The sequence below is a fragment of the Psychrobacter sp. SHUES1 genome, assembly GCF_001652315.1.
In the GTDB taxonomy this organism is placed as follows: domain Bacteria; phylum Pseudomonadota; class Gammaproteobacteria; order Pseudomonadales; family Moraxellaceae; genus Psychrobacter; species Psychrobacter faecalis.
Genome location: NZ_LXWA01000086.1, coordinates 25,485 through 39,568 on the forward strand (window position 1 = coordinate 25,485; position 14,084 = coordinate 39,568).

Annotated in this window: 10 protein-coding genes; 7 read left to right on the plus strand and 3 right to left on the minus strand. The window is 44.7% G+C overall.

The genetic code is table 11. The features are described from left to right. Positions 1-256 precede the first annotated feature (256 nt). Complete coding sequence (locus tag A7325_RS11210) at positions 257-1,480, plus strand: transglycosylase SLT domain-containing protein (RefSeq protein ID WP_068408177.1); 1,224 nt, start codon at positions 257-259, stop codon at positions 1,478-1,480. 136 nt (positions 1,481-1,616) lie between these two features. Here A7325_RS11210 and A7325_RS11215 read toward each other — a convergent pair whose 3' ends face one another. The 3 genes from A7325_RS11215 to A7325_RS11225 form a co-directional block, all read right to left on the minus strand. Then, the gene (locus tag A7325_RS11215) at positions 1,617-4,661 is read right to left on the minus strand and encodes a LysM peptidoglycan-binding domain-containing protein (RefSeq protein ID WP_068408179.1); all 3,045 of its coding nucleotides are present in this window, start codon (positions 4,659-4,661) and stop codon (positions 1,617-1,619) included. A gap of 171 nt (positions 4,662-4,832) precedes the next feature. Continuing rightward, a complete protein-coding gene (locus A7325_RS11220; RefSeq protein WP_068408181.1) occupies positions 4,833-5,327 on the minus strand; it encodes a nuclear transport factor 2 family protein in 495 nt (164 codons plus the stop codon). A gap of 287 nt (positions 5,328-5,614) precedes the next feature. After that, positions 5,615-6,925: a hemolysin family protein gene (locus A7325_RS11225; RefSeq protein WP_082894393.1), complete on the minus strand. Its 1,311-nt coding sequence runs from the start codon at positions 6,923-6,925 to the stop codon at positions 5,615-5,617. A gap of 475 nt (positions 6,926-7,400) precedes the next feature. On the opposite strand from A7325_RS11225, the gene yajC reads away from it, so the two are divergent. The 6 genes from yajC to A7325_RS11255 all read left to right on the plus strand — a co-directional run bounded on the left by yajC (position 7,401) and on the right by A7325_RS11255 (position 13,964). Continuing rightward, positions 7,401-7,730 (plus strand): preprotein translocase subunit YajC, encoded by a 330-nt coding sequence (gene yajC / locus A7325_RS11230; protein WP_068408182.1) that lies wholly within the window; start codon positions 7,401-7,403, stop codon positions 7,728-7,730. Between the two features lie 309 nt (positions 7,731-8,039). After that, on the plus strand, positions 8,040-9,917 hold the full coding sequence (gene secD, locus A7325_RS11235) for a protein translocase subunit SecD (RefSeq protein ID WP_068408185.1): 1,878 nt from the start codon (positions 8,040-8,042) through the stop codon (positions 9,915-9,917). Positions 9,918-9,926: 9 nt separating this feature from the next. Continuing rightward, positions 9,927-11,189, plus strand: a complete 1,263-nt coding sequence (gene secF / locus A7325_RS11240; protein ID WP_068408187.1) for a protein translocase subunit SecF — start codon at positions 9,927-9,929, stop codon at positions 11,187-11,189. 179 nt (positions 11,190-11,368) lie between these two features. Continuing rightward, positions 11,369-12,763 (plus strand): MATE family efflux transporter, encoded by a 1,395-nt coding sequence (locus A7325_RS11245; protein WP_068408188.1) that lies wholly within the window; start codon positions 11,369-11,371, stop codon positions 12,761-12,763. A 108-nt stretch (positions 12,764-12,871) separates the two neighbouring features. After that, complete coding sequence (locus tag A7325_RS11250; RefSeq protein ID WP_068408189.1) at positions 12,872-13,603, plus strand: AzlC family ABC transporter permease; 732 nt, start codon at positions 12,872-12,874, stop codon at positions 13,601-13,603. After that, on the plus strand, positions 13,593-13,964 hold the full coding sequence (locus A7325_RS11255) for an AzlD domain-containing protein (RefSeq protein WP_068408190.1): 372 nt from the start codon (positions 13,593-13,595) through the stop codon (positions 13,962-13,964). The genes A7325_RS11250 and A7325_RS11255 overlap by 11 nt, the downstream gene beginning before the upstream one ends. Positions 13,965-14,084 lie beyond the last annotated feature (120 nt).

The window sequence follows — 14,084 nt, forward strand, 5'->3', positions numbered from 1 at the left end:
ATCTTCTAAAAAATAGCTACCTATGCGTTAAATGATAAAAAGACGGTTGTGCTAACGGTTGTATATTTGATGTTAGCAACGCCATATGTAAACAAGATGACAGCGACCTTATACTATTTATTAGGCTGATGTGATCTAAAATGTAACGCCAGTTTATGCCACTTATATAGCCATACGCTTTTTATAACTATATAAGCCGCATAAATTGATCAAGCATTTTTATGGTATGCAGGATGGCTAAAATCAGGAGACATCCATGCAGCGTATTACTTACCGTGTGAAAGTATCTGCGCAAGGGGCCAAACGCCGTATTTCTTATTTACTGCGTCCATCTAAGCGCTTACTGCACACCAAAAGTAACTTCGTTCCAGCAGTTGCACCTATCAAAGTGACTGGTTTCGCCAAAACCAAATTTTCCAAAACCAAGAAATTGGCACAAGTATCAAGCATCGCTCTGCTCTCTTTACCGGCTGAGAGCTTGACCACGATGAACGCTCCCGTGCCTGCCTATGCGCACGTTATGTCAGAAAACACTCTAACGGTTGCTGCTGTACCGGGTGACAGCACCTACTTTGCAACCGACGGCTTTCAGCACGGTTTTGGCTATGATTTAGTGCGTAGCTATGCAGATGGGCTTGGCGTCAACATCAATCTCAAAGCCTATGCTAGCGAAGAGGCAGCGCTCAGAGCTTTAAAATCAGGCGATGCCGATATGGCTTTGACCACCGCCAGCACCCAGCTAAAAAGCCAGCTAGACTTAGCCTCTGTTAATGTGAGCTGCGGCTATGATGCCAGCTTGACTAAAAATGGGCTGCATCCTAAGGTCAGTTGGACATTTAATTCTGCCAACGATCCATTATCGCAAAAAGCCAGTTACTTTTTATGTGATAGTATTAAGCTTGAACACACGCAAAAATTGGCGGCGTTTTATAATCAGAACTTATTAAAAGACGCTTATAGCCAAGACCATTTTAAAAAGACCTTGACAGAAAAGTTGCCTGATTATCAGTCATCGTTTCAAGAGCAAGCGCGCAATTATAATCATGATTGGGAGCTACTGGTCGCCATGGGCTATCAAGAGTCGCATTTAAATGCCAATGCCGTCTCTCCGACTGGCGTGCGCGGTATCATGATGCTGACCAATAATACCGCTAAGGCGATGGGCGTCTCTGATCGCGTTGACCCGTATCAAAGTATTGGTGGCGGTGCTCGTTATTTGGAGCAAATGAAAGCCGATTTCGCTGATGTACCAAAAACCGATCGCATCTGGTTTGCCCTTGCCGCTTATAATATGGGTCCAAATGCTGTAAAAGGTATCCAGCGTAAATTGAGCGCCAATGGCATCGATGATAAAAGCTGGGCAAACATATATGCTTATTTGTCGGAAAATAGAGCGTCAAACAGCCGTTATGGTCAGGCCATGCATTATGTGAGTAATATTAGAAGTTATCTTGAAACCATTAAAACCCAAACGGTTTAATATGGTTTTGCTAAAGGCTCTAAACCTTGAATAAAGTCTTATATCTTGAACAAAATAATGCCAACAAAAAAGCTGCTCTTAATTAGAGCAGCTTTTTTTAATGCTTAAAATTTGTCAAATGCGACTACATTCTACATTAGCGATTCGGTACGGTTAAACGTTGACCGCGTTGCAGCATGGTATCGACAGCAATGTTATTCATATCGGCAAGCTCTTTGGTAGATACGCCATACTTACGTGCTAGGCCAATCAAACTGTCACCCGAGCCTACGGTATAGCTGACCGTTGCTTTTGGTACTTTGATGGTTTGACCACGTTGTAACTGGGCGTTGGTCGCCAAATCATTGGTCGCTGCCAAATCCTCTACCGAGATACCAAACTGACGCGCTAGCGCAATCAGACCATCGCCTGCTTTTACTTTATAGCTTTCGGTATTACCAAGTTTTTTACCAGCGCTGGTGCTACTGGCTGTTTCTGTACTTGCGGTGCTGCTCTTACTACTGCTGCTAGCATTACTGTTAGTCGTGCTAGCAACACTGACCGTACCGTTTGCAGGAATGGTAATCGTCCGGCCCAATATCAGATTAGAATTGGTTTTTAAATTATTGGCGGCGGCCAAATCACTTAAGCCGATATTGTAACGCTGCGCCACGCCCGTTAACGTATCGCCTGATTTCACTTTATAGCTGACCGCTTTGTCATTAAGCTGACGATCGACCAAATCTTTGGTGACAGGCACTTTGATTGTCTGACCACGCTGTAAGCGCGCCCTAGCATCAAAGTTAGGGTTAACGGCTGCTAGCTCTTCAGGACTGATACCAACACTATTTGCAATACCAATTAAAGTATCACCCGATTTAACCTTATAGTTAGTCGTTGCCACTGTGCTTGTAGGAGCACTGGTTTTCACAGGATTGCTAGCGCTACTCGAGCTAGTATTTGCAGCAGTAAAGTCTACATTGGCAGGCACTTTTAAGATTTGACCGACGTATAGTGAGTCCGTCGTACCCATATTATTTAAATTTGCCAAGGTGGTGGTCGGCACGTTAAATTGACGAGATAGCGCAATCAAACCATCGCCCGGTTTGACTTTATAATTTTTGGTAGCCGTACTGGATTTACTAGGTTTGGTCGATGGCGCAGCAGGCGTGGCCGCAGGCGCGGTGACTTTACCAGGTACCAACCACAGTTTTTGCCCACGTAGCAAGTCTGCTCTACTGCTCAGATTATTGTAGGTAGCGAGCTGGGTGACTGACAAGCCAAAGCGATTGGCGGTACCGATTAGCGTGTCGCCACCTTGAACGATATAGCTTTCAGGCTGGCTTGCGGCGGTATTGCTGGCACTACTTAATGGCTCGATAGATTTGGCGTTGTATAGGTATAAAGTACTGCCTGCGAGTAAGTTGGCACTCGCATCTATCTGGTTCCATTCAGCGATATCACGCCAGCTAACACCAGCACGGCTGGCGATATTTGCTAAAGTATCACCTCGTTTTACCGTATAAGTAGTACGTGCGCCTTCTGGTTTTGGCTTGCTTGCGGTTTTTTTCGGGAAGCTCAGTTTCTTTTCTTGCCCCGTTGCCTCTAAAATCGACTGCTGCGTCTGAACGGCTGATAGGTTGATATTACCATCGGCGTTAACGACATTGGTTTCAGGCGTACTGATACGAATCTGATTGGCAATGTAATCACGCTCCGCTTTACTTAATGGCGGCTCTTGAATGATGGTATTGTTTTGCGTGATTTGCGCCGATGTGGTCGGTAAGCTGTTACTGTTTTTTAGCTCAGCGTTAATCTTTTTGGTTTCAGCAGACGTCAGCGGCGGCTCAGTGCGGACGGTATTGTTGCTACTATAAACGGAGCTGCTGGTCGGTGAAGCCGTGGGCGGAATATAACTGGTGGTCTGCTGTGGTACGCTCGCGCTCGCCGCATACTCTGCAAGGGCGCTGCCGGTAGTCGGTAACGAGCCACTACTGGTGTATGGTTTATTATTGTAGCTTGGTGTGGTTGAGCCTGAATAGCTAGGCGTCGTGCTAATACTGGTATTGCTAGAGGCAATCACATTACTACTACCATTACCTCTTAACGAGCTAAGCTTGGCATCTGTCGTTAAGCTAACATCGTTCGGAATGATAATACGCTGCGGCCCTGAGGTGTCGACGCGCGCTGATGTCAGTGCCGTATTTAGCCTTTCTAACTCATCGTAACTGACCCCAGTCACTTGCGATACTTCCGCTAGGCTCACGCCATAATTGACCGGTACACTACGGAAATGCTGACGGTTAGCAATAGCAGGCAGATAGACGCCATATTGCTCAGGCTTGGCAACGATTTCGGCAACCGCCAAAAATCGCGGTACATAGTTCATGGTTTCAGTCGGTAGTCTGAGCGACCAATAATCGGTCGGCAAACCACGCGCCGCATTGGCATCGATGGCTTTTTGCACCCGACCAGGACCGGCGTTATAAGCAGCTAATGCCAGCTCCCAACTGCCAAACTGATTGTGCAGTGCGGTCAAAAAGTCGTACGCAGCACGAGTTGATTCAATCACGTCACGGCGACCATCATAGGTGCTACTTTGATTTAGACCATAAATGCGTCCTGTACTTGGGATAAATTGCCATAAACCGGCGGCGGCGGCACTACTGGTACCACTTGGATCGTAGGAGCTCTCAATTACGGGCAATAACGCAAGTTCGGTTGGAATATTACGGCGCTCAGCTTCTCGAACGGTATGGTAAAGATAGCGACTGGCACGCGCGGTCAAGCGGTTTAGATAGTCTTGGCGACTGGTAAACCAACCTTTTTGCGCTTCAATACGCTGATTATAAACAGGGCGTCCACCATTCATACGGTAGCCTGCGCGCAAGCGATTCCACAAATCACCATATTGTTGAATAGCAAGTTTATTACCTTCAACCATCGTCATATCAGTCGCTTCTAATAAATCTGCCAGCTCATCTAAGCTTTCAGCATCCAAGAAAGCTGTCGAATAATCAGCGCCCGTGCTTGGTTTAGTCACTTGAGTAGCGGGACGTTTGTTAACCACAGCTGAGCTGCCGGTCGCACCCGTCTTTTTTACCGCTGAGGTATTACTACAAGCACTGATAAGTAAAGTCGACACCGCCAGCGTCAATGGTAAAGCGATAAAGGAGCGAGATTTTGATGACACAGTAGACATGATAGTGGAAGTTTCCTAACAACAATAAGTGATAAAATAAAGTTAATCGACAGTATAGTACGCAATATCAAACAAAAACCAGCCTAATCGTAAAGATAATGCGCAAAAAGTCATTTGCCTTATCTTTTGATGGCTTACTTCATAATACAGAACTTGATATATGACTAATTTTTAGTTGATGGTCACTTGTGAGACCGCGCGTAAAAGCACTGCATTACCCGTAGATAACGTCAGTGTGACCCGCGACGAGGTGACAAATGAAACTTTTTGACCGTCTTTTACCCAGCTTTCATTGGTGGTGACATTGGCTTTGGCTTGGTCGCCCGTAATCACAATGTTATCCACAGTAATATCGTAGCGATAGTTTGACGTATCACGCCAGCTTCTTTGCAGCAGTTGCAGATAAGCGTCTTTATCAAGGCTGGTGGTTTTGCCTTTTCTGGACATCGAAATCAGTGCATCATCAGACACCAAGCGCGCAACCTGATTGGTGTTTTGGCTATTGGCAGCTGACTTCATAGCAGCGGCATAGTTTTGTACCAGCGCATTGCTCATGGTCGCCGCTTGCGCGTTGATACTGATAGCACTAGCAGCGGCCACTACTGCTGTCACGCCAGCACTTTTTATCAATAGAGCAATTAGCCCTTTTCCCCATAGTCGTTTCATGATATTCCTTAGTAATACTATTATCATTATCGTCGTGTGTCGTTAAAGCCAAATAATATTATGGCTATAGATTATGGTCATACATTGACTTAAGATCTAAATCTATCAGGCGCTTATAATTCTTTTGTGTTTAAGGCTATTTATGTGTAAAGCTTAGATTAATTAACGACACATTGTTATGTTAGTTTTAGCCTATCACCCAATTCTCACAGCCATGTGACACCCTGTGTGATAATTGCGAATCTCACGCAAAACAATGCTGTGCATTTATCTGCTTAGTCCAATTTTTAATGACCATTTTTCTCATGCTTATGTTCATTATGACCGTCTTCATAACTTTCATCATCGCTAAGCTTCATGCCTAAACGCTCAACGCGTCTGTCCATCATCTGCCGAGCTAAGGCTTGCATGTCTTCGACGCGATCTATCTCATCGACAATTTCAAGCCCTAATAAAGTTTCAAACACATCTTCTAAAGTTACCAAGCCTTTAACTTCGCCGTACTCACCAACGGTGATAGCAATATGAATACGGTTTTTTAGCATCAGCTCTAATAAATCAAACAGTTTCATCTTTGAAAATACAAAGGTAATATCGCGTTTAAACTGGGTCAGTGGTTTATGAGCGGCATGGTTAAATTTTGCCAAAAGCATATCGGTTTTTAAGACAAAACCGGTGATATTGTCTAAATCTCCATCATAAATTGGCAAACGCGAAAAGGTCAGTTTGGGACGGTCGACCAATAAATCAGCCACGGTTTTATGCTCTTCAAATGCGAGCATCACCGAACGCGGGGTCATGATATCTTCAACTTTAATCGCCCCAAATGCCAATAGATTACGAATAATACGCGACTCTAATGGATCAATCTGTCCTGATTCTTCGCCGATGCTGGCGAGCGCCGCAAATTCACGACGGCTAAACGCTTGCGGCTCTTTACCGCGTACCAGCAGTTTGGTTAATTTTTCTGAGAACCAAATCAAAGGATAGAGCAGCAAAATAATACCGCGGACAAAATAAGCAACCATGCCGCCCAGTTGGCGCCAATATATAGTGCCTAGGGTTTTTGGCATGATTTCGGATAAAAACAAAATAGCCAAGGTCATGAACGCCGAGAACAGTCCAAACCAAGCACTACCAAAGACAATCGTCGCCTGCGCACCCGCCCCAATCGAGCCCAAAGTATGCGCCACAGTATTTAACGTTAAGATGGCTGCCAACGACTGATCGATATTATCAACCTTTAGGCGTTTTAGCATGTTGGACTTTTTGGGGTTCGTTTCCTGCAAGTCAGCAATATACGACGGCGTCATACTGAGGAGTGCCGCTTCTGCTAACGAACAAATAAACGAGATGCCAATGGCGATAAGGACAAATAAAATAAGCAGTAGCACGCTACTAGCAGTAGGATTTGCTACCTCACCTGCTGCCCAAACCGTTTGTGGTAGCAAAGAGGTTAGCAATAGAATAAACGCGAAAAACGATTTACTATTAAATCTGGTCACATAAGAGCGACCATTGCCACCCATCGTCGGGGGAGGTTCAGCAGAAGCGTCTTTGCGGCAAGCGCGCGGACGGTATAAGCGAGGTACAGACATAAAAAAGGTAAACAAGTTAGGTAACCTAAACAAAGAAGAAAAAGGAAATCACAATATATCATGCGCAAGCGCCAGCAGATAGAAAATAATAGCCGATAAATACGAATGCTTTTCTACCCAATCATTAAAAACGTGCTCAAACCATTCTATTATACAGCCATTCTGTTTATGATACTGGCAATTTGCGATAAATAGCTATTATTATCAATTGCTTAGAAATATAGCTACCCATATTTTTGAAAATTATAAAATAATAACAACTTTATATTAACTTAACATTTGGCTTGTTATGTCTACTGCATAATTGCCCTTGCTTTGCTTATAATAACAAATCCTCTATCACTATAACTATCATAGCCACCCCATGAATTGCAACAAAAACGCCCTCAGCCTATGATTAACAGTTACCAAGCCTGAGATTTTTTGTTACTATGCGTGTAAATTTATTCTTATCTATGACTTACTGAGAGAAATTATGAGCTTATTCATTCAAGCGGCCCATGCGGCACCAGAAACTGCCGGCGCTGCGTCAATGTTTGGACAAATCTTGTTGCCGGTTGCCTTTTTTGCCATTTTTTACTTTTTGGTGATTCGCCCACAGTCTAAACGTACCAAAGAACACCGTGCGATGGTCAACGCGTTGACCGTTGGCAGCGAAATCATTTTTGCTGGTGGTCTTATGGGCCGTATTAAAGCATTGGAAGGTGATTATGCGGTAGTGAGCTTAAACAATCATACCGATGTTAAAGTGCAACGTGCGTCCGTGATTTCAGTATTGCCGGCTGGCACCATTGAAAGCGTTTAATTGTCATTTAGAAATTCAATAATTGACAAACTTTTATTGAGCTTAATTGCTGCTAGATATCAATTATTGGTTGTAATGACTGTAAAATGACCGTACATTATTTACGGTCATTTTTCGCTTTACTGTTTACGCTTAACCGTTTTTTGCTTTACTATCATCGCGGATGATCGCAGTGGTGCAGAATTTAGTACGACTACTAACACACAATAGTAGCTCTCCATTTAATCACCTGCCATTGTTATCGCTAACTTCCCATCTGCTAACTTGTGGCCTGCGTCGCCAGTAGTTTATCAACTTAAAGAAGTGATTATGCAATATCCCGCTTGGAAATACTTACTCATCGCCGTCGTGCTTATCATTGCCGGTCTATATGCGGCCCCTAACCTCTATCCTGATGAACCTGCCGTACAGATTACCAGTGCCGCAGCAGGTACACAGCTATCTGAAGGTATTTTGACCCAGTCTAAAAGCTTACTTGAAGAGGCTGGCATCAATAATCATGATGGTACCTTTGAGGGCAACAGCGCGCTGGTGCGTCTCGATAATCCAGTCGATCAGCTAAAAGCTCAGGAAGTGCTGCGTCAGAATTTGGGCGAGGACTATGTGGTCGCACTAAACTTGGCACAAACGACCCCAGAGTGGTTGCGTGATATCGGTGCAAAACCGATGAAACTCGGGCTTGATTTGCGCGGCGGTGTACGTTTTGTACTAGAAGTGGATATGGATAAAGCGCTCGAGCAGCGTTTGACCAGTGCCAGTCGTGATATGCGCCGTGACTTACGTGCTGAGCGTATTGCGGTAAAAGGTATCAAAACCGAAAAACGTGGCGTGGTGCTGCATTTCGCTGATACCGATACCCGTAACCGTGCGCAAAACATCTTACAAGGCTCGATGGGTAATACTTTCACGCTACAGTCTTCGATTGATGAGCAGGGCCCTGCGCTGATTTTAGCGTATAACGATGCCACCTTAGATGAAATCAATAGCTACGCGGTCAACCAAAACTTGACCACCCTACGCAATCGTATTGCTGAGCTTGGCGTGACTGAAGCTTTGGTACAATCGCAAGGTGCTAGCCGTATCGTCGTTGAACTTCCAGGCGTACAAGATACCGCTGAGGCAAAACGTGTCCTTGGTCGTACGGCTAACCTTGAGTTCCGTATGGTTGCTGAAGGTGCTGAAAACTATATGGGCGGTATTCCGCCTGCTGGCACTGAAGCGTTCCCCTTTGAAACACTCGATGGTCCGCCAGTATTGCTTGAGCGTCAAGCGATTGTCACCGGTGATAAAGTCACCAATGCTCAGACAGGCATCGATGAAAATGGCTCGCCTGAAGTCAGCATTACCCTAGATAGTGCTGGTGGCAAGCTCATGCAAAACGCTACCCGTACTGCTGTCGGTAAACAAATGGCGGTGCTGTTTATTGAGAATAAACAACGTATCGCTTATAAAGAAGACCCAGCGACTGGTGAGACGGTTGAAGTACGTACACCGTATGCAGAAACCAAAGTCATTAACCGTGCCAATATCCAAGCGGTACTGGGCTCGTCATTCCGTATTACTGGACTTGACAGTAGCGCTGAAGCGGCTGAGCTTGCCCTTTTACTACGTTCAGGGGCGCTAGCAGCACCGATGTATTTCGTGGAAGAGCGTACGATTGGTCCATCACTCGGTCAAGAAAATATCGAAAAAGGCTTATTCTCTACCCAAGTGGGTTATCTATTAGTTTTCGCCTTTATGATTGTTTTCTATCGCTTATTTGGCGTCATTGCCAACGTGGCCCTAGCAATTAACGTCATTATTATCATTGCTATCATGTCAATCTTAGGCTCATCACTCACCCTACCGGGTATTGCTGGTATTGTCTTGACCATTGGTATGGCGGTCGATGCCAACGTGCTGATCTTTGAGCGGATACGTGAGGAGCTGGCAAATGGTGTCCGGCCAAAATCCGCCATCGTCGCAGGTTTTGACCGTGCTTTTAGTAGTATTTTCGATGCCAATATCACAACCTTACTGGTCGCCTTTATTTTATTTGCGATAGGTACGGGTCCGATTAAAGGCTTTGCGATTACCCTCGCGATTGGTATTGTCAGCTCGCTATTTACCGCCATTTTGGTGACGCGTGCGCTGATACAAATTGCTTACGGCAAGCGCAAATCTATCAAACGTCTGAGCATCGGTTAGGAGAAAACTATGGCTATCGATAATAACAATCCGCTAGAACAAGAAAATAACCCAGATCGAAATGGCTCAAACGGTGAAGCAAATACTACTGGTACGCGCCGCCGTAAAAAACCGCGCCGTGATGGCAAAGGCAGTAATACGCAAGCTAATAATCCTAGAACCTCTAAATTGACCGGTTCAAAAACCCGCCGCGGTGGGAAAGAAAATCAAGCCTTGGCGACCCAAGCATCTGGTAACACAGCAGCGGTTGATCCTAATTTGATGTTAGGTGGTTCTGCCGAAGATGCCGCTGCTTACGCAGAAGGTGGTATCAAAGCCATTGGCGATCAACGTATCATCCCATTTATGAAGTTAGAAAAGCCGATGGCACTTCTATCGCTTCTGATGGTGATTGGCAGTATTATCGCCATCGCCGTTAATGGTCTAAATCTAGGTCTTGATTTTACCGGCGGGGTTTCAGCAGATGTGCGTTATGAGCAGCCTGCTGAGCAAGCCGATGTGGTAAATGCCCTAGCCGATAATGGCTTTGACGATGCGGTCGTACAGTATCTAGGTACGCGCCAAGAGCTTTTAGTACGCTTGCCACCACAGTCAGATAACGTCGATGGACTGAACGCCAGCCTGAGTAAAGCATTAGCATTGCCTAATAATAACGTTGAAATCAGTAACGTTAATATAATCGGTAGCCAAGTCGGTAACGAAATCTACTTAAACTCGGTTATGGCATTGGCATTGGCATTGGCTTGTATGCTTGGCTATGTTGCCCTACGCTTCCAGTTTAAGCTAGCGCTTGGCGCAGTACTGTCGCTATTCCATGATGCGGTGGTAACCATCGGGGTCTTTGCATTATTTGGTTTTCCGTTTGATTTAACTGTCCTAGCTGCTGTACTGGCGTTGATTGGTTACTCGCTGAACGATACGATCGTCGTTTATGACCGTATTCGTGAAAACTTCCGCCGCGTGCGTGGTATCACGCCGCGTCAAACGGTTGATTTGTCATTGACAGAGACGCTGCGCCGTACGATTATGACCATCTCAACGGTACTATTGGTAGTACTAGCGATGTTATTCTTAGGCGGTGATGGCTTATTCTGGTTCTCGGCTGCCCTGTTTATTGGTCTACTTGCTGGTACTTACTCATCTACTTATATCGCAAGCTCGATTCCTCTAGCGATGGGTTTGTCACGTGATGACTTTATCGTTAAAGTAAAGCCTGAGTTTGAAGAAGAAATCGTTACTTTTAATGATCCAAAAATGTATGAGCAAGACTAACGCTTGTATAAAAGCCAATCACTAGACTTTTAGTTGTTTAGCAAACGTTATCACGATAAAAGCACCTAAACTCTAGGTGCTTTTGTCTTTATACTATTTTTATCCATCTTTTAATACTATTCGATAAGTCATCACTAAACTTTTCTGTCTTATTATATGGTTATATAAGCGACTAAGCTATGTCATCTACCCTGCCGCCAAGTGCTATGCCGCCTATTGATACTCGCTATGCGCGTATCATCGCGATTGCCTTACCTGTATTATTGGCTAACCTTGCGATGCCACTACAAAGCGTCATTGATACAGCTATTGTCGGTAATATGAATGACACTGCCAAGCTTGCTGGCATGGGTTTGGCTATTCAGCTGCTGTCTTTGATATTAGTCAGCTTTAACTTTTTGCAATACGCGTCATCTGGACTGTCCGCACAAGCCCTCGGTCAGCTGGCTCATAATGATGCGCATAAACAAACGCAATCGCCGCTGCTATCAATTTTGCAGCGGGCTTTGTTACTTGCGTTTATGATTGGCGCAGTGCTACTTATTGCAAAACCTTGGCTCATTGATTTTGGCTTGCAAGCGCTTTCTGCCAATCCTGATAGCGGTCGTGCAGCCAAAACTTATTTGGACGTCCGTTTTTGGGGCGTTATCGCAGAGCTGATGAATTTTGCCTTTATCGGCTGGTTTGCCGGTCAAGGCAAAACCCGCTATATGCTTTATCAGCAAGGCTTTATCGCCCTGCTTAATATTATTCTGACCTTGTTTTTTGTTTATGTGCTGCAGATGGGCTTGGTTGGGGTAGCATTAGGCACGACCATTGCCTTTTGGCTTGGGGTGGTCTTAGCATTGTGGCTCAGCCGTCGACATCTACAAATCTCTTGGCGCGCGTTATTTAATGCTAATAAAGACCACTTTACCAAACATAAAATGCTTAGGCTATTTTCATTAAATAAAGACATTTTTATCCGTACGCTTATTTTAACCCTAAGCTTTGCTTGGATTACCCGACTGTCGGCCCAAAGCGGCGATGTCATTTTGGCCGCCAATGCTATTTTATTGCAGGTATTAAGCATCTCAGCCTTTGCCCTTGACGGCGTGGCGGTATCGGCAGAAACCTTAAGCGGACAAGCAGCAGGACGACGCGATTGGCCACGTTTTCGCATTATCGTCAAACGCACAGGCGTGGTCAGTTACGGCCTTGCCATGATGCTAAGCGCGATTTGGTGGCTTGCAATGCCAACTTATTTGGATTTTATGACCAATATTGAACCCGTCTTTGCGCTGGCTTATGACTATCATCTTTATGCGGTACTACTGCCACTTGTTGGCGTTGGCGCTTATTGGCTCGATGGAATATTTTTTGGTTTAACGGCTGGTAGCGTCATTCGTAATGCCGCGCTGATATTGGCGCTTATCTTTTTCCCTTTAAGCTGGCTACTCTACCAGCAATGGGATATGACCGGTATTTGGCTTAGCGTTTGGTGCTTATTATTATTAAGATTGATGATTCTTGGTGGGTTTTTATACCGTGCCCATCAAACAGGCAGCTATGAAAAATTGCAGCCTGAAGCTTGACCATTAAAGTAATTAGCTAACATGAGGCGTTTTAAAAAGAAGAAAAGAGATAATCAACGACACATCAAAGTAAGAAAAATTAGAGATTAAGAAAAATTAGGATATCACGTGACTACTCAATCAAATGAGATAAACCAAAATCAAGCCTATTATTACCATTGGGCAGAAGGCTTTAAAAAAAGCTTGCCAGTCGCCATGGGTTATCTGCCAGCAGGCATCGCCTTTGGCGTGCTCGCACAAGTAGCCGGTGTACCAGTGTGGGCGACTATTATGCTAAGTGTAGTCTTATATGCAGGCGCGGCGCAATATGCGTGTTTACCGATGCTAAGTGCTGGGCTACCGATTGGTAATATTGCTACCAACATTGCCGCCATTAACTTGCGTCACGTCTTTTATGGTATGCCGTTATTGCAGTATTTGCCAAAAAATAAAATAGCGAAAACCTACTGTTTATTTGCCCTCACCGATGAAACGTTTTCGGTAATGACCAGTTTGCCAAACGAGTCGCGCCAATCACTCATACTGCCGATTAGTTTGTTTAACCAAAGTTGGTGGGTATTAGCTGGTGCGATTGGTGTAATGATTGGCAGTGCACTCAGTGACTTGGTACCGCATTTGGATTTTGCCTTGGTCTGTTTATTTGCCATTTTAGCTTATGAGCAATTCCAAAGTATCAAACGCTATTTCCCGATTGGCATTGCGGTGATTGCTTTGATGATTGCCTCATTATTTACCAGTAATTGGTTGTTATTAGTAGCGATTACGATTTGTATGCTGCTGATTTTAGCGCGTGGTTTTTGGTTACAGCGCAGTGTGCAAGGAGGCAGCAATGAGCAGTAGTTATTTGATTCTTGCCACACTGGCGATGGCAGCCGTGACCTTTATTACCCGTGCCCTGCCCGCTTTAATACCTAAAAAGCTGCTAGATACACCGTGGCTACATCGCTTAAATGAAAGCTTGCCGCTATCTGTGATGGTATTACTGATTTTAACCAGCCTTTCTTATCAAGGTTTGTCAGGCGATGCTGGCTTCCAAGCTGGCTTAAATAGTGCCGAAGTACATTTATTTATGGCACAAATTGGCGCGTTATTATTGGTGCTACTTATCTATCATCTTAGTCGTCAATTGCTGGTCAGCATGATCGTCGGTATCGCGGCGATTAATGGCTTTTTGTGGTTATTTACGCGTTTTTTAGGCTGATTAAAAATTTAGTGTATAGCGTATATTGACCCTAAAAAAGATACAGCGCGGCTGGGATGAATTTTTCGTAACCTCTGTGATAACAGCAAGCAAGGAAAATTTATACCAGCCGCCTATGGC